Source organism: Allomuricauda sp. ARW1Y1 (assembly GCF_013407935.1).
Classification (GTDB): Bacteria; Bacteroidota; Bacteroidia; order Flavobacteriales; family Flavobacteriaceae; genus Flagellimonas.
Genome location: NZ_JACBZU010000001.1, coordinates 125,238 through 148,998 on the forward strand (window position 1 = coordinate 125,238; position 23,761 = coordinate 148,998).

Below are 23,761 nucleotides of genomic sequence, written 5' to 3' on the forward strand. Positions count from 1 at the left end.
GCTTTTCGTCCTTTTAAATCTTGCTTAATTGAGTGTTTTCTTGGTTAAAATGTGATATCCCAATAAAATCCAACCTAAGATCAGCAAAACCCCTCCAATAGGTGTTAAAAAACCTATGATTTTAAAGTCAAAAGCAGTCAAACTGTTCAATGCCAAAAGGTAAATTGAGAAGGAGAATAGCACCACGCCTGCCACAACCAGTCCATAAATGTACCTTTTTGGCTTACTGGACAAACCATCCCACATTCCCAAAAAAAGAAGGAACAGGGCGTGATACATTTGATACCTCACGCCCGTTTCAAAAGTGTCGATAGCTTCCGCATCTACCAATTTTTCCAATCCATGGGCACCAAAAGCACCCAAACCAATGGCCAACAAACCGAATACCGTTCCCGTCAACAAAATTGTTCTGTTCATAACTTTAACATGCTATTTTTTTAGAGATATAACATTTTAATACCTTAGTGTCCCGAATATCAAAAGTAAACAAAACACATGGCCCGTACTATTTTAGTTGTTGGAGCAGGCAAATCAACCTCTTACCTCTTGGATTATCTCCTTGAAAAATCAGCAGAAGAACAGATTCACCTCAATATCGGGGATCTTAACCCGGAGAACATTCCCGATAAATTTGCTTCACATCCCAACTGTACGGTCTTTCAATTGGATATTTTCAACGAGACCGAACGCAAGAAAGCGGTTTCCGAAGCCTCCATTGTGGTTTCCATGCTGCCCGCCAGTCTGCACATCAATGTCGCACAAGACTGCTTGGAGTTTGAAAAGCATTTTATTACCGCTTCCTATGTCAGCGATCAATTGCGGGCATTGGACGAGGATGTCAAGAAAAAAGGACTAGTTTTTATGAACGAAATCGGTCTTGATCCCGGTATCGACCACATGAGTGCAATGGAAGTCATTGACCGGATTCGCGATGCGGGTGGAAAAATGTTGTTGTTCGAATCCTTTACAGGTGGATTGGTTGCTCCGCAAAGCGATACCAATCTTTGGCACTACAAATTTACCTGGAACCCTCGGAATGTTGTCTTGGCTGGCCAAGGAGGGGCTGCCAAATTTATTCAGGAGGGCACTTACAAGTATATTCCTTACCAAAAGCTCTTTAGGAGAACCGAGTTTATGGATATTGAAGGATACGGCACTTTTGAGGCCTATGCCAACAGAGATTCGCTAAAATATCGTGAGGCCTACGGGTTAGAAGATGCATTGACCCTATTCCGTGGAACCATGAGGCGCGTCGGCTTTTCCAAAGCGTGGCAAATGTTCGTGATTTTGGGCATGACGGACGACAGCTACTCCATTGAAAATTCGGAAGGTATGTCGTACCGTGAATTCGTCAACCTCTTTTTGCCCTATTCCCCTACCGATTCCGTAGAACTTAAAATGCGGCATTACCTTAAAATTGACCAAGATGACATTATGTGGGGAAAACTGTTGGAGCTGGACCTCTTTAATCCATCCAAAAAAATCCCATTAAAAAATGCGACACCTGCCCAGATGCTCCAATACATTTTGGAAGATAGCTGGACCTTGAAAGAGGATGAAAAGGATATGATCGTGATGTACCACAAATTCGGCTACGAACTGAACGGTAAAAAGAAGCAGATAGATGCCAACATGGTCGTGATTGGAGAGAACCGTGCCTACACCGCTATGTCCAAAACGGTTGGATTGCCGGTAGCCATGGCCACGTTGCTCATCCTTAATGGAAAAATAACCACCCCAGGGGTACAAATACCCATCTTGAAAGAGGTGTACGGACCTATTTTAAAAGAGTTGAAAAACTATGGCATCAGTTTTAAGGAATATGACAAACCCTATTTGGGATATAATCCAGACTCTGTTGCAGGATAGTCAACTGAAAGTTTTTCTATACCTTTGACTTCAAATCAACATCCATATTGTGAAAAACAATAACAATTCGGTTAAAATAGATGGTATTGACAAGAAAATCCTAAGATACTTGATGGAAGATGCGCGAAAGCCCATCTTGGAGATTGCGAGGAACATTGGGATTTCTGGAGCGGCCATTCACCAGCGGCTTCGCAAATTGGAAAGCTCGGGGCTTATCGCTGGGTCCAAGTTTGTCATCAACCCTAAAGTGTTGGGCTACTCTACCATGGCCTATATTGGTATTTATCTGGATAAAGCTATGACCAACCCAAGGGCTGTAAAGCAGCTCAAGGAAATCCCTGAGGTCTTGGAATGCCACTATACCACGGGAAACTGGTCCATACTCATTAAAGTATTGTGCCAGGACAACGAACATTTAATGCAGGTCCTCAACAAAAAAATACAGCAAATCGAGGGAGTTTCGAGAACAGAGACCTTCATCTCTTTAGATCAACAAATCGATCGTCAAATACGGATTTGATATTTGTATTAAATCTAAATAAGCATTACATTTGTCCCCATGAATGTAATAGTTCAATCTACATATTACACCCTCTACCAAGCTGCGGATGAACGCTGTTTTTATCTTGACTTTGGTCAAAAAATAGTACGTATGTCCTTATGTCAGCTTCTTTCGCTTCGCCATAAGGTGATGAGCATCAATATTGAAAACCACTTTGATAGCGACCTCAACGCCCACGGTTTCGAGGTATTGATGCTGTGCAATAAAGAACACCTGTTCATTCTAAACACTTTGGAGGTGTTGGATTTGAAAAAATTGGTGTCCAACAGTTTTGTATCCCTTGGTCTTTCCGCCGATGTTGCAGAAATGGCAGTTTCCTAGACAAGAATAACCCTTTATTTTTAATGAGTCTTAAACCGCCTTAAAACAAAGGGCTCATTTTTAAAAGCCCCTAAAATTCAGTACCTTTATAGGGTATAATTGGATTAAAATCATAGTATTTATGAAAGACATAGCAAGACAAAGTATGAGCATTAAAGTGGAGTCCATGGATTTGCTCAACGGACAGATAAAAATGGAGGCCCACGCCTCGGCAACCTATTTGGCCATGGCCTCTTGGTGCGAACAGAACGGTTTTTTCACCAGCGCCAAATTCTTCTTCAAACAAGCTGAGGAGGAACGTGAGCACATGATGAAAATCTTTAACTTTTTGGTGGATACGGGTGGCAACCCCATTTCTCCAGAGGTTACGGGCATCAATCACGATTATTCCTCCATCGTCGATGTTTTTGAATCTACCTTGGAACACGAGGTGAAAGTGACCAAATCCATCCATAACATCGTAAAAAAAGCTAGGGAGATTGGTGATTTTGCCACAGAGCGCTTCTTGGATTGGTTTGTAATGGAGCAGGTAGAAGAAGAAAACACCATCAGGGATATCTTGGATATGATCGAAGTGACCGGCACCGAAGGTGTAGGCCTGCAAATGATTGACAACCAAGTTGCCAATTGGATTGAGTAGACCACAAAATTAAGTATAAAAAAAGGGGCCGCTTGGCCCCTTTTTATTTTATTTCATTTAGCTGTTAATCCCTGCCACCGAAGACCTGAACGGCCCAGTACAACAAGGAGGCCAATGCACCCAAAGCAGCAACCACATAGGTCCTTGCGGCCCACTTTAGGGCATCTTCGGCGCCTGCATATTCTTGCTGGCTTACCATGTTCTTCTGCTTGAGCCATACCAAGGCCCTTTTACTGGCATCGTATTCAACGGGAAGGGTCACAAAACTGAACAAGGTCGCAAAACCCATCATGATCAATCCGGCTACGGCTATGTAAAAACCGATGCCTCCTGCCACGCCTGTGGCGGCCATCAGCATAATACCCCCAAATACCACCCATGTCGACATACCGGAGGTAACGCTTACCACGGGCACCAATTTGGAGCGCATGGTCAACCACTCATAAGCTTGTGCATGTTGAACAGCGTGGCCGCATTCGTGGGCCGCTACCGCAGCTGCAGCTGCATTGCGCTGATTGTACACTCCTTCACTCAGGTTTACAGTCTTATCCTTTGGATTGTAATGGTCTGTTAGCATTCCGGGAGTGGATATCACCTTTACATCCCGAATACCATGGTCATCGAGCATTTTTTGGGCGATTTCGGCACCGCTCATGCCATTCCTCAAATGAACCTTGGAATATTGCTTAAACTTACTTTTCAATCGGCTGCTTACCAACCAGCTCACTAGGGCAATTCCACCAATCAATATATAATATGTCATCATAGCTTTTTCATTTTATACAAACTAATATACTACATAAAAGCAAAAACCCCGCCAAATAGGGTCGGGGTAATTTTGCTGTCAAAATGTTAGTGAATCATGCCATCACAGGTTCCAACTGAAAGGTTTCGGCTATTTCTTTGTATACTACCTCACCTTCTACCACATTCAATCCCTTTTCCAATGATTTGTCCAATTTACAGGCACTTCGCCATCCCATGTTCGCCAATTTTAGCACATAGGGCAGTGTTACATTCGTCAAGGCAACAGTAGAAGTATAAGGCACTGCCCCTGGCATATTGGCTACACAGTAATGGACCACATCATCAATTATATAGATGGGATCTTCATGTGTGGTTGGTTTAGTGGTTTCCACACATCCGCCTTGATCTACCGCTACATCAACGATTACGGTTCCCGGATGCATGTCCTTGAGCATATCCCTAGTAATTAAGTTGGGTGCTTTTGCTCCTTTCAGCAAAACCCCACCAATGATCAAATCATGCGTCTTTATATATTTTCTGATATTGAATTCGTTGGAAAAACCGGTGATCACATGGCTGGGCATAATATCGTTGACATATCTGAGACGTTTCATGTTCACATCCAAAATCGTGACCTGCGCCCCTAATCCTGCTGCCATTTTAGCAGCCTGAATGCCAACCGTACCGGCACCAAGGACCAAAACACGCCCAGGGGACACCCCTGGTACTCCGCCCAAAAGCACACCTTTACCTTTTACGGGCTTCTCCAAATATTTTGCTCCCTGTTGTATCGCCATACGCCCCGCCACTTCGGACATTGGAGTTAGCAATGGTAATGTACCGTCCTCATCTTCAACCGTTTCGTAAGCTATGCAGATGGATTTACTCCTGATCATAGCCTTGGTCAAGGCCTCGCTGGAAGCAAAATGAAAATAGGTAAACACTATTTGACCTTCCTGAATCAAGTGATACTCCTCCGCAATGGGCTCTTTCACCTTTACGATCATATCGCTCATGGCATACACCTGACCGATGGTATCCAAAATAGTGGCCCCTGCCTGTTGGTAATCCTGGTTAAAAAAACCACTTCCTTCGCCAGCACCCGATTGCACATACACGGTGTGGTTGTTCTTGACCAATTCAAAGACCCCGGCAGGCGTCATGCCGACCCGACTCTCGTTGTTCTTGATTTCTTTTGGTATTCCAACAGTCATTTTGTTGCTTTTAATGGTTGATGGGTCAAAGTTGAACAAAAAAATCAAATTAAAACGCAAAAATTCGATAAAATACAGGGGTCAATGGTTAAAAAAGATACTTTTTAACATCTATACCCTATTTTAATAGGGGTTAATTATTCTTTCTTTATATTTCATAATGTGTACACCCCTATTTTTTATAGCTACCCTGTTCTGAAAATAAAAAAGCATGCCGAGTGGCATGCTTTTTTAGGGTATTTCTATAAGAATCGTATTGATTTTATCGTAAGGTGACGTTTTCATCAACCTGAACTTGATTCAGGTTCCGATAAAACTGATTTAATTGTATGAGATTCCGAATCAAGTTCGGAATGACAGCAACGATGTATCGGATTACCCGACAATATTCACAATCTTGCCCGGCACCACAATGACTTTCTTGGGTTCCCTGCCCTGTAACTGCTCTTTTGTTTTTTCATGGGCCAAAACAGCGGCTTCAATCTCATCCTTGCCCATATCCAACGGTAATTCCAATTTGAAACGCATTTTCCCATTAAAGGATATCGGATATTCCTTGCTGCTTTCCACCAAGTACTTTTCCTCAAACTTCGGGAAAGGCGCTTCCGCAATAGATTCCGTATGCCCCAAACGACTCCACAGCTCTTCGGCTATATGTGGCGCATAAGGTGATACCAAAATAGCCAATGGCTCCAGAATAGCTTTACTGGTACATTTCTGGGCCGTCAATTCGTTTACACAGATCATAAAGGTGGATACAGAGGTGTTGAACGAAAAGTTCTCGATATCCTCTTCCACCTTTTTGATGGTTTTGTGCAAGGTTTTTAGATTTTCGGCAGTGGGTTCCGCTTCGGCTCCGCTCAGCGACCCATTTGTATATGGCGCATACAACTTCCATAGTTTCTTTAAGAAGGAATGTACTCCTGTAATCCCCGCCGTATTCCAAGGCTTGGATTGCTCCAAGGGTCCCAAGAACATTTCATACAAACGCAACGAGTCTGCCCCGTACTCCTCACAAATGGCATCGGGGTTGACGACATTGTATTTGGATTTGGACATTTTTTCGATTTCTCGATAGGTTTTATTACTATCAAAGAATGCATATTTATAATCTTTCCCATAGGGACTATTAACAAATGCTTTTACATCCAATTCATCAGAAGCATTAACGAATTCAACAGGTACTCTTATTGAAAGGTGCATATTGGAAGTATCATAATTTATTTCAAGTACTTCAATACTTTTACCTTCTTCTAAAAGGAATTTATCAAACTGTTCTTTAGCAATTTTTTCAAGCTTCGCTTCTTCATACTTTAGAACTGAATCCTCATCAGTAATTATTGTTGCTTGAAAAGTTATTTCTTCAATATCCGAATTACTTTTAACAACTGCATTTACATCAATAATCTTCCGAAGCATAAACGCACTCGTCCCCGTAATCATCCCTTGGTTGATCAACTTTTTGGCAAATTCGTCTTTGGGCACATAGCCCATATCAAACATAAACTTCTGCCAAAAGCGGGAATACAACAAGTGGCCCGTTGCGTGCTCACTTCCTCCGATATACAAGTCTACATCTTGCCAATAGTTGATGGCTTCGGGAGAGAAAATAGCGTCATCATTCCGTGGATCCATATACCTATTAAAGTATTGGGAACTTCCTGCCCAACCTGGCATGGTATTCAATTCCAATGGATAAATACCGTCATGCTGAACTTGATTCAGCATCTCATCCCCCTTGTCTGACCCATCGACTGCGCTCAGGGTGACAAGGTCATTGGAAACTACTTTATTGTTCTTCGCGTCCCATGCCCACTCGGTGGCATTGCCCAATGGTGGCTCGCCTGTTTCGGTGGGGAGGTATTTTTCTACTTCGGGCAGTTCTAAAGGCAAATATTTTTCATCGATCATCTGCGGCATACCGTCCACATAATACACGGGGAAGGGTTCGCCCCAGTACCGCTGACGGCTAAATACGGCATCACGCAAACGATAATTCACTTTGCCCTTGCCATGTCCGATTCGTTCCAATTCAGCAATGATTTTCTTCATGGCATCTTTATAAGAAAGACCGTTCAAAAAATCAGAATTGGCAATAACAGTTGTTTCCTTGTCGGCAAATGCCTCTTCGGAAATATCGACCCCTTCGAAAATGTTGGGAATAGGTATGTTGTAATGTTTGGCAAAATCGTAATCGCGTTGGTCGCCACAGGGTACGGCCATTACCGCTCCTGTTCCGTAGCTGGCCAATACGTAGTCTCCAATCCAAATAGGAATGGGTTCCTTGGTAAACGGATGCTCCGCATACGCTCCCGTGAACACCCCCGAAATGGTTTTTACATCGGCCATACGGTCGCGCTCGGACCGTTTTGCCGTGGCTTCCACATAAGCATCCACCTCAGCTTTTTGTTCTGGCGTAGTGATTTTAGCCACCAACTCGTGCTCTGGGGCCAAGGTCATAAAACTTACCCCAAAAATGGTATCGGGGCGAGTGGTGAAGACTTCTATCTCGTAAGGCTTCTCGACTGCGCTCGAAGTGACATCGTCATTCGTAATCACCTCTTGGTCGCTTCGACTACGCTCAGCGTCCAATACATTAAAAGTAACCGAAGCCCCAACGGAACGTCCGATCCAGTTGGTCTGGGAATCCTTTAAAGGTTGTGGCCAATCAATTTTGTCCAATCCGTCCAACAAACGCTGTGCGTAAGCGGTGATGCGCATACTCCATTGCGTCATTTTTTTGCGGATTACAGGATGTCCACCGCGCTCGGAAACTCCGTTTACGATTTCATCGTTCGCCAACACAGTCCCCAAAGCGGGACACCAGTTCACTTCGGTACCGGCCAAATAGGTCAATCTATATTTTAAAAGGATTTCTTGCTTTTCCTTATCGGAATAGCCATTCCAGGTCGCTGCATCAAAACTTGGAGTGTCATCATCACAAGCGGCTTCGACATTGCTATTTCCCTCTTTTTCAAAAATGGAAATCAAACTATCAATGCTTTCCGCTTTATCGGATTTCTTGTTGTACCACGCATTGAACAATTGGATAAAGATCCATTGCGTCCATTTATAATATTGTGGGTTGGAGGTACGTACTTCGCGGCTCCAATCAAAAGAAAAACCGAGCTGGTCCAACTGCTCACGGTATCTGTTGATGTTGTTTTCCGTAGTGATGGCAGGGTGTTGACCCGTTTGGATGGCATATTGCTCTGCGGGCAACCCGAAGGAATCGTAGCCCATGGGATGCAACACATTGAACCCCTTGTGACGTTTGTAACGTGAATAGATGTCCGTTGCAATGTAACCCAGCGGATGCCCTACGTGCAAACCTGCACCGGACGGGTAGGGAAACATCGACAATGCATAAAATTTAGGTTTGTCGGAATCGTTGGATGCCTTAAAGGTTTCGTTTTCTGCCCAATACTTCTGCCATTTGGCCTCAATCTCGCGGAAATCGTAATTCATTGTTAATCTTGTTCAATTTCGTGTGCAAAAATAGGTTTAATCCCCTAAATACAATTTACTTTTCTATTTTTACATACTGATTCTACCGTATGAGCCAATATATTGAACGATATCAGCGCCGAAAACTGATCTCCTCCTACTTTTCCGTGGCTTTGAGCATTGCCTTGGTCTTGTTTCTTTTAGGTGTCCTGGGTCTTTTGGTGCTCAACACCAAAAAATTGGCCGACCACTTTAAGGAACAGATTACCATTTCAGTGTACTTGAAGGATACGGCCAAACCCGTTGAAATCGACCAATTGCAAAAAAGCCTTGCCCTTGCCGAGTACACCAAATCAGCAGCCTATATTTCCAAAGAAGATGCCGCAGAGCAGTATAGTGAGGACATCGGAGAAAACTTTGTGGAGTTTTTGGGGTACAACCCCCTTAAAAATTCCATTGATGTCAACTTAAAGGCCGACTTTGTATCGCCACAACAGATTGATGAGATTGCTGCGGAGATAACCGAAAAAGCATACGTGGATGAAGTAAGCTACGATAAGCCCTTGATTTCGTTGCTGAACAACAATGCTCGGAAAATAAGCCTTTGGATTTTGGTGGCCAGTGCTGTGTTTACACTCATTGCCGTGTTGCTTATCAATAGCTCCATTCGCCTGTCCATTTACTCCAAACGGTTTATCATCAAAACGATGCAAATGGTGGGTGCCACCAAGACCTTTATCCGCAGGCCCTTTATTTGGACCAACATTAAGCTTGGTATGGCAGGCGCTGTTGTTGCCCTTATCGGGTTGGGCGTTTTGGTATATTATATCGATAAAAATTTCCCCGAACTGAACTTGTTGCAGGATTACATCGTCCTCATACTTTTGTTTGTTGGCGTTTTCGGTTTGGGCGTAATCATTTCTTGGGCCAGCACGCATTTTGCCACCCAACGTTTTTTGAACTTAAGGACGGACGATCTTTATTATTAACTTTGCGATATGAGCAAGAACAACAAAAACGGTCAAAAACCGACAAAGGAGTTCGTTTTTCAACGAAAAAACTACCTCTTTCTCTTTATCGGCATTGCCTTTATAGCCCTTGGTTATATTTTGATGAGTGGAGGCGGAAGCGACAACCCAGAGGTTTTCAATCCCGAAATCTACAATTTTAGACGGATACGCCTTGCGCCGACCTTGATTTTGATAGGGCTTGGCATTCAGGTCTATGCCATTTTGTTGAATCCTAACAAGAAAAACAAAGAGTAATTTGGAATTGATTGATGCCATTATCCTTGGGATTATTCAGGGATTGACCGAATTTTTGCCTGTTTCCTCCAGCGGTCATTTAGAATTGGGAAAAGCCATTTTAGGCGCTCAGGCCGTTCCCGAAGAAAGTTTGTTGTTCACCGTGATCCTTCACTTTGCCACTGCCTTGAGTACGTTAGTGGTATTTCGGAAAGATGTTTTTGACATTTTCAAGGGCCTATTTCAGTTCAAATGGAACGAGGAAACCCAGTTTTCCTTAAAAATTATCATCTCCATGATACCTGCCGCCTTGGTCGGTCTTTTTTTGAATGATTTTATCGAGGTCTTTTTCGATGGTGCTATTGTGATTGTGGGCATCATGTTGATCATTACTGCATTTTTATTGTATTTGGCAGATTTGGCGAAAACCACCGATAAAAACGTATCCTTCCGCAGCGCATTTGCTATTGGCATGGCGCAAGCCGTAGCCATACTTCCCGGAATTTCCAGAAGTGGCGCCACTATTTCAGCTGCGGTTCTCTTGGGGGTTGATAAGACCAAATCAGCTCGTTTTTCCTTTTTGATGGTAGTTCCGTTGATCTTGGGCAAAGTGGCCAAAGATTTGATGGGAGGGGAAATTTCCTTTCATGGCGACCAAGCTGTGGCCATGGGTGCGGGATTTGTTGCCGCCTTTATCGCTGGACTGGCCGCCTGTACGTGGATGATCAAACTGGTGCGCCAAAGCAAGCTAACCTATTTTGCCATCTACTGTTTGGTTGTGGGCCTCATCGCTCTTGCGTGGAGTATTTGGGGATAGATGAGTATATTTGCCCCAAACCCCAAGTTTTTGAACACCAAAGAAGATTTTTTAGAGGGTCAGATTTTATTGATCGACAAACCACTGGAATGGAGCTCGTTCCAAGCGGTAAATGCCCTGAAGTGGGCCATCCGCAAAAAATTTGGTCTCAAAAAGATAAAAATTGGCCATGCCGGAACCCTAGACCCCTTAGCCACGGGCTTATTGATTATATGCACCGGTAAATTCACCAAAAAAATCCCCGAGCTTCAAGGACAAGTGAAAGAGTACACAGGAACCTTCACTTTGGGCGCCACTACGCCTTCCTACGATATGGAAACCGAGGTTAACGAAACCTTTCCCACAGAACATATTACAGATGATGCTATCAACGAAGCCACCAAACCATTTTTGGGCGAAATTGAACAAGTGCCGCCTATTTTTTCCGCCTTAAAAAAGGACGGAAAACGATTGTACGAATTGGCCCGTGAAGGGAAGCAAGTGGAGATAAAATCACGGAAAATCGAGATTTTGGAGTTTGAGATTACCCGAATTGCCCTTCCCGAAGTGGATTTTAGGGTGGTGTGCAGCAAAGGAACCTACATCCGTTCCTTGGCCCACGATTTTGGAAAGGCAGTGGGTTCGGGTGCCTACTTATCCGAGCTCAGAAGAACCAAAATAGGGGATTTTAACGTAGATAATGCTACAACGCCCCAAATGTTCAAGGAGAGATTAGGGGTAAACACCTCAACCTAGAGGGGTTGGGATAAAATATTTTAGAAAAAAAGCGGTTATAAGTTAGACCATGAACCTTAACAAGAGCCAGTTATCACTTTTGATTACTTTCTTCGCTATGTCCATAGTGGTTTTGTTGCTTTTCAACATTCACTTAGGAGGTATGAAGGAGGATGAATATGTGATTGAAATGAGCTTGGCCGACGAGGATATCGAAAAACTCCTGGAAGAAGAGGAACAACGACTTGAGGAGATGGAGGCCGCCAACGACCCTATCAAAAGCCATATGGCCCTCAATGAAACTGCAAAGCCAAGTGTGGGCAATCCGGAACCTCTGAAGACACTGGAGGAACTTATGGAAGAAAGGGCGCTGAACAGCGAAACGGGCGAATATGCCGATAATTCAGGATTTGAGGAGCAACTGAAGCAGTTAAAGGCCCAACGGGACGAAAAAAAGCAAAAGCTCGGCGAACGCGACGCCCAAAAAGAAGAATTCACCAACTACTTGAAAGATAGACGCACCTCCATTTCGTACTCTTTGGTGGAGCGCAATGCCTATTACCTCCCTCCGCCCATCTACACCTGCATTGAAGGCGGCAAGGTAGTGGTGAACATTACCGTAGATAACAATGGCTATGTTACCGAAGCAAGTTTTAATGATAAAAGTTCGGGGACGGACAACGGTTGTTTGGTAGACAATGCCATCGCTTACGCACTTAAGGCTCGATTCAGTCCCGATTCCAAAGCAGCACAGATCGGAACCATCACCTATCTATTCCAGAGCAAGTAGCTTTAGGATATCCTGTAGTATATTTTGTCCCTTGTCCTTATTGTACCAAAGCTGTAATTCCTGTTTGAACTCATCGGTAAGTTTACCGTGTTCCGCTTTATAATCTTCCACCATTTTGGTGGCAAGGCTTGGTCTTGGACCCCACTCACCAACTATTTCTTGCTGGGAGTTGTCTAAAACAATCACTTTGGGAATGGAACGGGCACCATTGGTCAAAAAAGCATCCATCAATTCCAGGCTTTCATCCCTCAGCACAACTTTGAGGTCGATTTTAGGTGTTGATTCCGCAATTTTTTGAAGTATGGGCAAGCTTGCCGCAGCATCTCCGCACCAGCTTTCGGTGAGCACCAAGAAAGTTAATTCCCTATCCAAGTGGGTCAACTTTTCTTGAATTTCCTCAGAAATGTTGAAGGTTTTCTCCCAGCGAACCATTCTACGGTCGCTCAACTTGGTATAGTTGATCATGGCTTCGGACTGGTTGGGACCGGTTGTCTTACCCAATTTGGCCAACTCACTTACCAGTTTACGGTATCTGGAATAATCCATCGCCTTGGGAATAAAATCCTGTACCAACTCCAACTTATCGTTCTCCAAAACTTCCATAAAAAATGTTTTTGCAAAAGTAACCATGAGCTATCGCCTATTTGGTGACTTTTATCATTGGTTGTTTTTGAAACGGATTCCTTACAGTGCCTCCGGGTTGATGGCCAAGCTCTTGAACAGCATCGCTTTGGTGTAAAAGAACTTGTTCTGCATCTCGTTCTGTTTCAGATAGGCATCAATGAGTTTGCTTTCCCGTGAGTTGATCAAAAAGAGGGAACTTTCCCCAAAACTGAACTTTCGTTCCTCCGCCTGAAGCAAAGTGCCGTAATCCCTCACGATATTGGCGATCAATGTATTTTGGGTAATGTAGGAGTCCAACTCACGATAAATGGCGATTACCTTATTCTGAATTTCAACTTGGGCATTATCGCGATCAAATTCCGCATCCCTCAGTTTAAATTTGGCCAATTTTAAATCTCCCCTCTCTTTTCGTAAAAATAAGGGTACGCTGAAGGTGAAACCTCCCTTGAAGTTTTCAGTGACCAAGGAATTGATCAATTCAGGGGTTTCGGTAATAAAATTGTATTCCACATCCAGTTTGGGCAGCAGTTTATTGGCTTTTAGGCGGCGGTCCACCACAAGTCCATCGATTTTGAAATCGAGGGAACGTATTTTGGGATGGTTCTCCAAGGTAAAGCTGTCCAAAGGTTTGCCCAAAATCTCCAAAGTGGTGTCAATTTCGCCTTCCACGTCCAAATTGGGCACAATATTTTCCTGTAACTCAACAGGGACATCTTCTATCCAAAGAAAATTGGATAGCTCCAATGATCGTTTCATCAACTTCACATTGGCTTGCTCTAGGCTCAACGCCCTATTTTCGACAGCGATTTTTGCTTCAACCGTATCGATAATGGAAATATCGCCTGCAAGGGCACTGCTCTTAACGCCCTGAAACCTGACCTCTGCGTTTTCCAAGAAATCCTCAAAAACCTGTGCATCGCGATAGGCGCGTAACCAATCGAAATAGGCAAGGGCGGCGTCATACAGCACTTGGTTCACCAATAAATCCTGATCTGCCTTGGACTGCTCCCTAAAGAATTTGGCTTTCCTGAGGGTGGCCATGCGCTCATTGATCCAAAATCCCTGCAAAACGGACATGGATACCCCTGCACTGTACAGACCATCATCGGGAACAGTTGCTTCATCACTCAAAAAACTGCCCTCATTCTGTTCCAAGTTCCCCTTAAGTTCTATTCCGAACCAAGTAGGTATTTTGAAGGTTGCATTTAACTTGTCCCAGTATTCTGTTCCCTTGAACTCTTTCCGATTGTAATCCACCTCGACTTTGGGGTCAAAACCTCCCCTGGCCTTCATTAAATTCGCCTGACCAATGGCGATGGTCAGCTGGGCCTGCTTGGCCACGGGGTGGTATTTTTTTACATAGCCCAAATACTCCTTAAACCCGAGGACCATTAACGAATCCTGTTGGGCATGAGAAAAGCTTATATAAAAGAAAAAGAGGGTACAGTATAAAAGTAAACTTCTATTTCTTTGCAGCATTTGCACTTTTGTTTTCGGGTTGATAATAATTGGGCGGGAAGCCGTTCAACTGTCTCCATAATTCAAACCAGATGGGGACATCCTCCAATAGGGCAATGGTATTGGCACCCGACCCTACTCTAAGGTCTTTGGGCCAGGGATGGTCCTCCGGGTCTGGAGCCAACAAAACCCTATATTTCCCATTATCGCTAATAAAGGTCTCAATCGCGACGACTACCCCACCGTAGGTTCCATAGGACACATTGGGCCATCCGCTGAAAATAATCACGGGCCAACCATCAAACTGTATCCGTACTTTTTCCCCAAGGTGTATCAAAGGCAGGTCTATTGGCTCCACAAAGGTTTCTACCGCCATATCGTACTTTGCCGGCATAATGCCTACCAATCGGTCGCCTTCCTTGAAGGTTTCCCCTATACCTCCTTGAATGGCCCTGTTTATGAATCCACTTTGCGGCGCCCGAATGTAGTACAAGTCATTCCGAATGGAATAGTTGGTAAATTCGTTCTCCAGCTTGGTCACTTGGGCCTCTGAGTCGAACTGATTGGATTGGGCGGTGAACTTCTCACTTCGTGCCTTGGATATTTTGTCGGCATACTCCGCTTCTACCCTGGTAATTTCCACTTGGGCGTTCAACACCTCATTTTTACTAGCCAAGAGTTTGTTTTCCTGCGAAATCAATTTAGCCTGTGTCTCTTGCAGCTTAAGGCGTTTTTCCTCCACATCGGTCACTGCCTTAAGTCCCTCGGACTCCAATTGTGTGGTACGATCAAACTGCCTTTGGGCAATCATAATGTTTGTTTTGGCCGCTTCAAAATCGATGCTATCGCTCTCCACTTTTAAATTGGCCTGTAACAATTTGTTCCGCGCTTGTTCCAATTTCAAGGCTCTTTCGGTGGTCAAAGCCGCTATTTGGGCATCCAAAGCCCTTACCTTTTCTTGATAGGAGGTAACCGACATTTCTTTGGCCCTGATCTGTTGCCCTGTCCGTTCCACCAAATTGGGGTCGAAATACTCATTCTTGATTTCAGAAATATGCAAAATCGTATCGCCCTTCTCCACAAAATCCCCTTCACGAACAAACCATTTCTCAATCCGACCCGGTATTGGGGATTGAATGGTCTGTGGACGTTGGTCTGGCGTTAAGGTGGTCAAAAAACCTTTGCCTGACACGTTCTGGGTCCAAGGCAGGAATAAAATGATTACAAGAATAACGGTGAACACCACAAGGAACCGATTGAAATGCTTGTAATGTCTTCGGTGGGATACCCTTTGGACTGCCCTGAAGTGGGAAAGGTCTACCTTTCTATTTAAAACTGATTTAGAAATATTCAACATGGCGTTTCGCGTTATTGCTTAATTGTTCCATTTTCAATGGTCAGGATACGACCACATTTGTTTACCCATTTTTTATCATCGCTTACCACGACCAGACTCCATGGCTGGGCCGGGTCGGTTAAAAAGTCCATGATACGCGTGGTCTCATCTTCGTCAAACTGATCTAACGGATCACGTAGCACCAAGAGCTTAGGTCTTTTTACCAAGCTTCTTGCAAGCACGATCTTTTTGGCCACGGTATATGAAATTTGCTTTCCTTCGGGAAAAATAACCGTATCGATACCATCTTCCATATCCTTGACCACTTTGCTGAGTCCCGTAACATCCAGCACCCAAAGTATGTCTTCCTTCGTAATTTCAGGGTTACCGAATGTGATATTTTCCTTAAGAGTGCCCTCAAAGGGGGTCTCCAATTTTAAGGATTGTCCTATTTTGGACCTAAAGTGGTTCAAATTTTCGGATTTCAAGCGTACACCGTTTACATAGATGCTTCCCCTAGTGGGTTCAATAAGTCCAGAAATAAGGTGCAACAAGGTGGATTTTCCGGATCCATTGGCCCCTGTAATCAATATCCGATCTTTTTTCTCAATACTCATCGAAAGTCCGCTGAGTATATTGATATCGGTTTTTGGAACATTGTAAACAATATTCTCCAAGTCCATTTTAAAATCTTCTTGTTCAAAAAGTTCCAAATCCTTCTGATCCGTTTCTACTTCTTTGTCCACCACTTGGCCCAACTTTTCCAATGCAGTAAGCACGTCGTAAAAGGATTCCAATCCAACAATAAGTTTTTCCACCGAACTGATCACCAATAAAATGATAATCTCTGCGGCGACAAACTGCCCAATGTTCATCTCTTGGTTCAGTACCAAAAGCCCTCCTATGATCAGCAAGCCAGCGGTGACCAAGATTTTAAATCCGATCATCTGGATAAACTGCAGCACCAAAATGCGGAAGTGGCTTTCCCGTGCCTCTAAATAGCCACTTACCAAATAGTCGTTCTTTTGGAGTGCATGGCTGGTTTTACCGGAAAGCTTGAAACTGACAATGCTTCTGGCCACTTCCTGGATCCAATGGGCGACCTTATATTTTTGTTTGGATTCCGCAAGGCTCGTCTCCAGACCCCTTGATATGGTATACTTAAAAACCACATATATCAATCCCAAAAGCAACACACCATAAACAATAAAGAAAGGGTGATACAGGGACAATAAAAGCAGTCCAAAAACAATCTGCAGGAGTGCCGTTGGAAAATCAATCAAAAGTTTGGATACCCCTTTTTGTATGTTGAGCGTATCAAAAAAGCGGTTGGCCAATTCCGGGGGATAGTAATTCCGAAGCTCGGACATCTTTATTTTGGGGAATCGATACGTAAATTCAAACGAACTCCGCGTAAATATCTTTTGCTGGATATTTTCAATGATGCGTATTTGCATCAACTGTAAGACACCCGAAAAGGCAACCCCCAAGGTGACCAAGATTACAAGTATAATCCATGAGGTACTTACCTGTGCGCCTTGAATCAGGTTGATAATAGCCTGAATACCCAATGGAAGTGATAAACCCACCAAACCTGAAAAAATAGCGTAGTAAAAGACCTGAAGTACATCTTTTCTGTCCAATTTTAACAAGTTGACGAGTCGCTGCCAAGAAGTAAGTATTTGTTTTGCCATCTATTTTTTATTTAAAGTACGGAAAATGAGGTCTGTAAAAAACTCGGTTGGTGAAATGGTGCTGTTGCAATTGGTAAGCGTGGGAAAATGCTCCTTTAAAAAATACTGGTGGAGCGACCCTTCCATGACATTGCTTGCCAAACTTATGGGATAGGGGTACTTTTGGTCCACGGCAGAAATCATATCGCTCAAGCGATTGACCAATCGTTTACAAACGATAAAAAAACTATCCTTATCCTCTTGATTGACCTCCTTCACCAAATAGGATTTTGAGTACTCGTTGATGATTATCCGGTTCAACACTACTTCGTTCACATGCGAAATGGTGCTGTCCTCCTCCACATTCTGGGTCAAAACCTCCACGGCTTTCTCCAGCTTTTTGACGGGATCATCTATACCATTGGTGGCAAATACCATGCGATACTCTACCCAGCCCCAGTACCAAGTGGCCAAATACAGCAAAAGTTTGTGTTTGTTCTCAAAATATCGGTAAATGGAGCTTTCGTTGGAGTTGATCTTTACGCCCAATTTCTTGAACGTAAAACTATCAAAGCCAAGTTCATCGATCATCAGGATACTGTGTTCAATAATATTCTTTCCCAAAGTGGAGGACTCGGGGTCTTTAATGTAAAGTTTTTCGTTAACCCCGATCTTCAGGGACTGCATCAATAAATCCATCGCACATCACTTTTAAAATTTTGCCTCGCAAATATAAAAGTATTACTATCGATTAGTAATACTTTAACTTTCAATTAACGCTTCGATTTTTCCCTTACTTTTGATAAAAATTCTAGCACTATGGACAAACATCGGTGTGGTTGGTGCCTTGGCGACCCCTTGTACGAAGCTTATCACGATACGGAATGGGGCGTTCCCGTGCGGGATGATGATACACTCTTTGAATTTTTGATATTGGAGACCTTTCAAGCCGGATTGAGCTGGATTACCGTATTGCGCAAACGAGAAAATTTTAGAAAAGCCTTCGACCGGTTCAATTACCGAAAAATTGCTGCCTACGACCAAAAAAAGGTCGATTCCCTGCTACAGGATCCCGGCATCATCAGAAATAAATTAAAAGTGAACGCTACCATATCCAACGCCAAAGCTTTTATGGAAATCCAAAAAGAATTTGGTAGCTTCAATACCTACATTTGGGATTTTGTGGATGGTGAGCCCATCAAAAACCAATGGAAAAATTACAAGGATGCCCCTGCGACCACAGCTGTTTCCGATGCCATTAGCAAAGATTTAAAGAAAAGAGGCTTCAAGTTTGTTGGTAGTACCGTAATTTACGCCCACATGCAGGCCACCGGTATGGTCAACGACCACGAAGTAAACTGTTTTAGATACCATGAAGTTTAATCCCATACTCCTTTTTATGCTTCTGATAATGCAATTTGGTGTTGCACAGAACAAGTACGAACGTGAATCAAGGATAGATGAGGAAGAATTCCCCAAAGCTTCCTACCTGTTGATACAAGATTACTTGGACGATGCCAAACGCATCCGTTTTTATAAAGAAACGGACAGCATCAAAAAAAGCTACGAAGCAAAGTTTAAAAAAGGAAGGCTTCACTACAGCGTGGAATTTGATGAAAGCGGAAAATTGGAGGATGTGGAGTTTATCATAAAGGAGCAGGATGTTCCCAACGACACTTGGGGCACCATTCTGTTCTATCTTGATGAAAACCATGCCAAATATCGAATCAAAAAAATCCAACAGCAATATCCTTTGCTGGATGGGCAATCCGAGAAAAAGCTCCTGCACAATGCCTTCCAAAACCTGATTTTGCCAGAGGTGAACTATGAACTGATTTTTTCCGCCAAAAAGGACAAGGAATTTCAAGAGTACGAAGCGCTGTTTGATGCAGCGGGCCAATTGATACAAATCCGCAAATCGTTCCCACCAAGTTATGACCATGTACTTTACTAGGTGGTTTTTTGGTCTGCTGCTGTTGTTGTCTTTGGCCAGCGTTCGGGCCCAAGAAAACCTTACAGCCTATTGGCAGCCACAAGTGGCCGTCAATTACAAAGTTTCCGGGTCCTATTCGCACAATTTTTCATTGGCCAACCGAAATTACATTTTTGACGATGAAGTGGCGACCTTGCGGGTGAGGCAATTGGACCTTGCGCATTTTTCCAACCTAAAGATTCAGGGAAACCAAAGTGTGGCCCTTGGCATCCAATACCGTTTCCGAAATACCTTTGAGGATCGGGAAAACGAACTGCGGCTCACCCAACAATACAACATTACCCACAAACCTCTCGCTATCCGCTACGGGCACCGGTTTAGGGCAGAGCAGCGCATTACCAACTCCTTGACCACACATCGGTTCCGATATCGCTTTGCAGTGGATTTTCCTTTACAGGGCGAAAAATTGGACCCTGGGGAACCTTACTTTGTGGGCAGTCTGGAAAGCCTATTGAGCGTGGCGAAGCAAAACGTCCCTGAGTACGATACCCGATTATCGGGACAGATTGGCTGGGAACTTAACGGTGGCCTTAAGTTCCAGATGGGCGTAGAATATCGGATAGAGGATTTTACGGCCAGTCAACCACAAAATGTGCTTTTTTTATTGACGAGTGCGCAGCTCTCCCTGTAAAATTTTTACGAATTCCGCTCGCGGGACCAATTCTGCTCCCAAACTCTCCAAATGGGGGGTGTACACTTGACAATCGATGGCCAAGTATCCGTTCTTATCCAGTTCCCGGGCCATTTGGATGAACGCAAATTTGGACGCATTGGGCCGCAAACTGAACATACTTTCCCCGCAAAATACGTGTCCAAGGTCAACCCCGTAGAGTCCGCCCACCAGCTCACCGTCCTCCCAGACTTCATAAGAGCGTGTATGGCCTTTTTGGTGCAAATTCATATAGGCCGTTTTCATTTCGGGGGTAATCCAGGTTCCGTCCTGACCCTTTCGTAGGACCTTGGCGCAATGGTCCATTACCTTTTCAAAACAAGTATTTTGGGTCAAGGTAAATTGGCCGTCACGAATCACTTTTCGCATGCTTTTGGATACTTTCACCTTCTTAGGAAAAAGAACCATACGGGGGTCGGGGGCCCACCATAAAATCAAGGAATCATCGTTGAACCAAGGAAAAATTCCATTTTTATAGGCCAACAACAACCGTTCCGGAGAGAGGTCTCCACCTACCGCTAGTAGGCCATCCTCACTGGCCCGATCCACCGGGGGGAACTCCAACCTTTTGTTCAAAAAGTATAGGGGCGTGTTTTCCACGTGCATTTTTTTCTAAAAATACAAATCGGGCCAAAAACAAGAAAATCTGGACGGTAGGGTCCAGATTTTCAGTAAAATTATTATTAAACGTGTCGATTAAAAAGGCAAATCGTCGTGATCTTCATCGTTATAATCGTCCGCAGGCTCAAAGGCCTCCATGGGAGGAACAGGTGGCATATTGTCGGCACCGGACTGTTCCGGCTGAAGGTTTTCGATGCGCCAACCTTGGATGGAGTTGAAATACTTGGTTTCGCCCTGTGGGTTTACCCATTCCCTGCCCCTTAGGTTGATGCTGATCTTTACCATTTGTCCAACACTGTAATTATTCAGTAAATCGCATTTATCCTGCACAAATTCCACCAAAATATGTTGTGGATATTGTTCCTCTGTGGTAACGACCACTTCTCTTTTTCGGAAACCGTTGTTACCGTAGGTCTTGGTTTCGTCTATCATTTTGATTCTTCCCTGAACTTCCATGCAATGTTAATTTTTGTTGAAAACCCAAAAGTACATAAAATGAATTCCATTGGCATCCGTTATTTCAACGAACTATCAACATGTTTTCCATTTCCCTATCTTTAAAAACAATTTGACCATCCATGAACTTTAGCTCAAAACGGAAAACCTCCAATCTTATCCTCTTGATCTCGGCATTCGTAATTGTGAGCCTTATTTTATGGAACACCAACAGTTTTTTTAAAAAATTCAAGGAGGAAGAGCGACTCAAAATGGAAATATGGGCCACGGCCCAATTGGAGCTGGTGCAATCTTCGGTGGACCAAGAGCTGGGAAACCTTACCCTAAAAGTTTTGGGTAACAACACCTCTACTCCCATGATTTTGGTGAACGAAGAGGGCTCCTATAAAACCCACAACATTCCGGAGGACAAAATCGGTGACAGTGTCTACATCCGAAAAAAAATCGCCCAATTCAGGAACGAGAACGAACCTATACAGATCATACAGGAAGATGAACTCTTGGAAACCCTGTATTATGGTAACTCCGAGGTGCTGAACAAGTTAAAATATTATCCACTTGCCCTATTATTGATCATTTTTCTATTTGGTGCGGTCATTTTCTTTTTCTTCAGGACCAACAAGGCATCGGAACAGAACAAACTATGGGCGGGAATGGCCAAGGAAACCGCGCACCAGATCGGAACGCCCCTAACTTCTTTATTGGGCTGGAACGAACTGTTGAAATCTGAGGCCATCAACCCAGAGGTAACCCGTGAAATCGCAAAGGACATCAGCCGACTGGAAACCATTACCGAGCGCTTTTCCAAAATAGGTTCCGTGCCCGAACTGCGAAAACACGATATTGTTTCAGAAACCAAAAAGGCCTACGACTACCTCAAGCAGCGCAGTTCCAAATTGGTGCATTTTTCCTTCAGCTCCAATGTAGAGGAAGCCGCGGTGCTAATGAACCCTCCTTTGTACAATTGGAGTATAGAAAACTTGGTAAAAAACGGCATCGATGCCATGAAGGGAAAGGGCAATATCACCATCCAAATTGAAAAAAAGGGCCAAAACATCAACATTCTGGTCTCCGATACCGGACACGGCATCCCAAAAAGCGATTTCCAGAACATTTTCAATCCTGGGGTCACTTCCAAGCAAAGAGGCTGGGGTTTAGGGCTTTCGTTGGTAAAAAGAATCGTGGAAGAGTACCATAAAGGAAAAATTAAAGTATTTTCGTCAAGCAAGGAAGGAACCATCATGCAAATTTCCCTGAAAGCACTAGAAAATTGAATTATGGCCGAGGAAAAACAACTTGTAATACAGGAAGCTGACATCACCAACAACTGTCCCGAGTGTTTTAATCAGGAACTCAAGATCACATTTTACCAAAAACATACGTATAATGCCTTGTACCATAGAACCACAGGAATGGTAACCCACGAGATCAAGTGCAAAAAATGTAACTCTGTTATTTACCCCGTAAACTGGACCCCAGACATTGAAAGGGTATTCAATTATTACAACAAGTTGGTAAAACCAGACCGGCCAGCGGTACGGTTCACCATGTTGTTCTTCATTATTTTAATCCTGATGCTGTGCTTAGCGGCGGCAGGTGTTTACTTTTATTTGGAAAGTTAAAGTTTGGACCGGATGGCTTCCGCCACGGCTTCAAATTCTTCTTCGCTAAGTTTCTCTTTGTGTTGAAAAGTGGCATTGGCCATGCTTTGAAGTGGAATCAAATGAACGTGCACATGGGGCACTTCCAAGCCTATTACGGACATGCCCACCCGCTTACAGGGCACTGCTTTCTCCAAGGCCATCCCCACATTTCGTGAAAAGCCCATCAATCGCATGTACGATTCCTCATCCAGGTCCATGATCTTATCCACCTCTTTTTTGGGAACGCACAAGGTATGTCCCTTGGCATTGGGGTTGATGTCCAGAAAAGCAAAATTGTACTCGTCCTCAGCTATTTTGTAACTTGGAATGTCTCCATTGATGATTTTTGTGAATATACTGGCCATTTTGATTCGGTTTTAAAATAAAAAATCCCGTATTGCAACGGGATTAAATATAACCAATTAAGTTACGCTTACTCTCTTGTAATCTCCAAAATTTCAAACTTCAAGGTTCCGTTGGGTACTTTGATCTCGGCCACATCGCCCACCTTTTTGCCCAACAGCCCCTTTCCTATTGGAGAGGTTACGGAAATTTTTCCTTTCTTCAGGTCTGCTTCGCTCTCCGCCACCAAGGTGTACTTCATTTCCATACCATTGTTCTGGTTCTTGAGCTTCACGGTAGATAGCACCAATATTTTAGAGGTATCCAATTGGGATTCATCGATTAAACGAGCGTTGGCCAAGGTTTCTTCCATCTTGGAAATTTTCATCTCCAACAATCCCTGTGCTTCTTTGGCCGCATCGTATTCTGCATTTTCGGATAGGTCTCCCTTGTCCCTTGCCTCTGCAATAGCTTGTGACGCTTTGGGGCGCTCCACATCCTTCAGGTAGTTTAGCTCGTCCCTCAATTTTTTCAGTCCTTCGGGCGTATAATATGAAACTTTGCTCATGACGTTTAGTTT

General features: G+C 43.7%; 27 protein-coding genes. 14 read left to right on the forward strand and 13 right to left on the reverse strand.

What is annotated here, in order from left to right; translation table 11 throughout:
- Nucleotides 1-24: 24 nt before the first annotated feature.
- Nucleotides 25-417: a DUF423 domain-containing protein gene (locus tag GGE08_RS00525; RefSeq protein WP_179382968.1), complete on the reverse strand. Its 393-nt coding sequence runs from the start codon at nt 415-417 to the stop codon at nt 25-27.
- A 78-nt stretch (nt 418-495) separates the two neighbouring features.
- Here GGE08_RS00525 and GGE08_RS00530 point away from each other — a divergent pair, with 78 nt between their 5' ends.
- From GGE08_RS00530 to GGE08_RS00545, 4 genes are all read left to right on the forward strand, one after another.
- The gene (locus tag GGE08_RS00530; RefSeq protein WP_179382969.1) at nt 496-1,869 is read left to right on the forward strand and encodes a saccharopine dehydrogenase family protein; all 1,374 of its coding nucleotides are present in this window, start codon (nt 496-498) and stop codon (nt 1,867-1,869) included.
- 49 nt (nt 1,870-1,918) lie between these two features.
- Nucleotides 1,919-2,389, forward strand: coding sequence for an Lrp/AsnC ligand binding domain-containing protein (locus GGE08_RS00535; protein ID WP_179382970.1), 471 nt, complete (start codon nt 1,919-1,921; stop codon nt 2,387-2,389).
- A gap of 132 nt (nt 2,390-2,521) precedes the next feature.
- Nucleotides 2,522-2,752 (forward strand): hypothetical protein, encoded by a 231-nt coding sequence (locus GGE08_RS00540; RefSeq protein ID WP_257023920.1) that lies wholly within the window; start codon nt 2,522-2,524, stop codon nt 2,750-2,752.
- A gap of 121 nt (nt 2,753-2,873) precedes the next feature.
- A complete protein-coding gene (locus GGE08_RS00545) occupies nt 2,874-3,392 on the forward strand; it encodes a ferritin (protein ID WP_127142451.1) in 519 nt (172 codons plus the stop codon).
- A 64-nt stretch (nt 3,393-3,456) separates the two neighbouring features.
- Here the strand turns inward: GGE08_RS00545 and GGE08_RS00550 are convergent, their stop codons facing one another.
- From GGE08_RS00550 to GGE08_RS00560, 3 genes are all read right to left on the reverse strand, one after another.
- Nucleotides 3,457-4,158 carry a zinc metallopeptidase gene (locus tag GGE08_RS00550; RefSeq protein ID WP_179382972.1) on the reverse strand — a complete coding sequence of 234 codons (702 nt, stop codon included), beginning with the start codon at nt 4,156-4,158 and terminating at the stop codon, nt 3,457-3,459.
- Nucleotides 4,159-4,252: 94 nt separating this feature from the next.
- Nucleotides 4,253-5,353, reverse strand: coding sequence for an alanine dehydrogenase (gene ald / locus GGE08_RS00555; RefSeq protein ID WP_179382973.1), 1,101 nt, complete (start codon nt 5,351-5,353; stop codon nt 4,253-4,255).
- Nucleotides 5,354-5,728: 375 nt separating this feature from the next.
- Nucleotides 5,729-8,821 (reverse strand): leucine--tRNA ligase, encoded by a 3,093-nt coding sequence (locus tag GGE08_RS00560; protein ID WP_179382974.1) that lies wholly within the window; start codon nt 8,819-8,821, stop codon nt 5,729-5,731.
- A gap of 89 nt (nt 8,822-8,910) precedes the next feature.
- Between GGE08_RS00560 and GGE08_RS00565 the strand changes: the two genes are divergently transcribed.
- Genes GGE08_RS00565 through GGE08_RS00585 form a run of 5 tightly spaced genes read left to right on the forward strand, consistent with a single transcriptional unit; the run spans nt 8,911 to nt 12,365 of the window.
- On the forward strand, nt 8,911-9,789 hold the full coding sequence (locus GGE08_RS00565; RefSeq protein ID WP_179382975.1) for a cell division protein FtsX: 879 nt from the start codon (nt 8,911-8,913) through the stop codon (nt 9,787-9,789).
- Nucleotides 9,790-9,798: 9 nt separating this feature from the next.
- Nucleotides 9,799-10,065: a DUF3098 domain-containing protein gene (locus GGE08_RS00570; RefSeq protein WP_179382976.1), complete on the forward strand. Its 267-nt coding sequence runs from the start codon at nt 9,799-9,801 to the stop codon at nt 10,063-10,065.
- A gap of 1 nt (nt 10,066) precedes the next feature.
- Nucleotides 10,067-10,861 carry an undecaprenyl-diphosphate phosphatase gene (locus tag GGE08_RS00575; RefSeq protein ID WP_179382977.1) on the forward strand — a complete coding sequence of 265 codons (795 nt, stop codon included), beginning with the start codon at nt 10,067-10,069 and terminating at the stop codon, nt 10,859-10,861.
- Nucleotides 10,862-10,891: 30 nt separating this feature from the next.
- On the forward strand, nt 10,892-11,596 hold the full coding sequence (gene truB, locus GGE08_RS00580; RefSeq protein WP_257023921.1) for a tRNA pseudouridine(55) synthase TruB: 705 nt from the start codon (nt 10,892-10,894) through the stop codon (nt 11,594-11,596).
- Nucleotides 11,597-11,645: 49 nt separating this feature from the next.
- Nucleotides 11,646-12,365 (forward strand): energy transducer TonB, encoded by a 720-nt coding sequence (locus GGE08_RS00585; RefSeq protein ID WP_179382979.1) that lies wholly within the window; start codon nt 11,646-11,648, stop codon nt 12,363-12,365.
- Here GGE08_RS00585 and GGE08_RS00590 read toward each other — a convergent pair.
- The 5 genes from GGE08_RS00590 to GGE08_RS00610 form a co-directional block, all read right to left on the reverse strand.
- Nucleotides 12,348-12,968, reverse strand: coding sequence for a thioredoxin family protein (locus tag GGE08_RS00590; protein ID WP_179382980.1), 621 nt, complete (start codon nt 12,966-12,968; stop codon nt 12,348-12,350). The genes GGE08_RS00585 and GGE08_RS00590 overlap by 18 nt on opposite strands.
- A gap of 81 nt (nt 12,969-13,049) precedes the next feature.
- On the reverse strand, nt 13,050-14,468 hold the full coding sequence (locus GGE08_RS00595; protein WP_179382981.1) for a TolC family protein: 1,419 nt from the start codon (nt 14,466-14,468) through the stop codon (nt 13,050-13,052).
- Entirely contained in the window at nt 14,452-15,804 is a 1,353-nt protein-coding gene (locus tag GGE08_RS00600) for an HlyD family secretion protein (RefSeq protein WP_179382982.1), read from the reverse strand. The genes GGE08_RS00595 and GGE08_RS00600 overlap by 17 nt, the downstream gene beginning before the upstream one ends.
- Before the next feature lie 11 nt (nt 15,805-15,815).
- Nucleotides 15,816-17,477 (reverse strand): peptidase domain-containing ABC transporter, encoded by a 1,662-nt coding sequence (locus GGE08_RS00605; protein ID WP_179382983.1) that lies wholly within the window; start codon nt 17,475-17,477, stop codon nt 15,816-15,818.
- Nucleotides 17,478-18,155, reverse strand: a complete 678-nt coding sequence (locus tag GGE08_RS00610) for a TetR/AcrR family transcriptional regulator (RefSeq protein ID WP_179382984.1) — start codon at nt 18,153-18,155, stop codon at nt 17,478-17,480.
- Between the two features lie 120 nt (nt 18,156-18,275).
- Here GGE08_RS00610 and GGE08_RS00615 point away from each other — a divergent pair, with 120 nt between their 5' ends.
- Genes GGE08_RS00615 through GGE08_RS00625 form a run of 3 tightly spaced genes read left to right on the forward strand, consistent with a single transcriptional unit; the run spans nt 18,276 to nt 20,080 of the window.
- On the forward strand, nt 18,276-18,839 hold the full coding sequence (locus GGE08_RS00615) for a DNA-3-methyladenine glycosylase I (RefSeq protein ID WP_179382985.1): 564 nt from the start codon (nt 18,276-18,278) through the stop codon (nt 18,837-18,839).
- A 16-nt stretch (nt 18,840-18,855) separates the two neighbouring features.
- A complete protein-coding gene (locus GGE08_RS00620) occupies nt 18,856-19,410 on the forward strand; it encodes a hypothetical protein (protein ID WP_257023923.1) in 555 nt (184 codons plus the stop codon).
- On the forward strand, nt 19,397-20,080 hold the full coding sequence (locus GGE08_RS00625; RefSeq protein ID WP_257023924.1) for a DUF2490 domain-containing protein: 684 nt from the start codon (nt 19,397-19,399) through the stop codon (nt 20,078-20,080). Before GGE08_RS00620 ends, GGE08_RS00625 begins: the two co-directional genes overlap by 14 nt.
- Here the strand turns inward: GGE08_RS00625 and aat are convergent.
- The gene (gene aat, locus GGE08_RS00630) at nt 20,051-20,725 is read right to left on the reverse strand and encodes a leucyl/phenylalanyl-tRNA--protein transferase (protein ID WP_179382988.1); all 675 of its coding nucleotides are present in this window, start codon (nt 20,723-20,725) and stop codon (nt 20,051-20,053) included. The two genes, GGE08_RS00625 and aat, sit on opposite strands and share 30 nt — an antisense overlap.
- A 90-nt stretch (nt 20,726-20,815) precedes the next feature.
- Nucleotides 20,816-21,196 (reverse strand): DUF3127 domain-containing protein, encoded by a 381-nt coding sequence (locus GGE08_RS00635; protein ID WP_179382989.1) that lies wholly within the window; start codon nt 21,194-21,196, stop codon nt 20,816-20,818.
- Between the two features lie 122 nt (nt 21,197-21,318).
- On the opposite strand from GGE08_RS00635, the gene GGE08_RS00640 reads away from it, so the two are divergent.
- Both GGE08_RS00640 and GGE08_RS00645 read left to right on the forward strand, forming a co-directional pair.
- Complete coding sequence (locus tag GGE08_RS00640) at nt 21,319-22,470, forward strand: PAS domain-containing sensor histidine kinase (protein ID WP_179382990.1); 1,152 nt, start codon at nt 21,319-21,321, stop codon at nt 22,468-22,470.
- Between the two features lie 3 nt (nt 22,471-22,473).
- Nucleotides 22,474-22,818 (forward strand): hypothetical protein, encoded by a 345-nt coding sequence (locus tag GGE08_RS00645; protein ID WP_179382991.1) that lies wholly within the window; start codon nt 22,474-22,476, stop codon nt 22,816-22,818.
- On the opposite strand, the gene GGE08_RS00650 is transcribed toward GGE08_RS00645, so the two are convergent.
- Both GGE08_RS00650 and greA read right to left on the reverse strand, forming a co-directional pair.
- On the reverse strand, nt 22,815-23,204 hold the full coding sequence (locus tag GGE08_RS00650; RefSeq protein ID WP_179382992.1) for an HIT family protein: 390 nt from the start codon (nt 23,202-23,204) through the stop codon (nt 22,815-22,817). The two genes, GGE08_RS00645 and GGE08_RS00650, sit on opposite strands and share 4 nt — an antisense overlap.
- A gap of 68 nt (nt 23,205-23,272) precedes the next feature.
- Nucleotides 23,273-23,749: a transcription elongation factor GreA gene (gene greA / locus GGE08_RS00655; RefSeq protein ID WP_179382993.1), complete on the reverse strand. Its 477-nt coding sequence runs from the start codon at nt 23,747-23,749 to the stop codon at nt 23,273-23,275.
- Between the last annotated feature and the right edge of the window lie 12 nt (nt 23,750-23,761).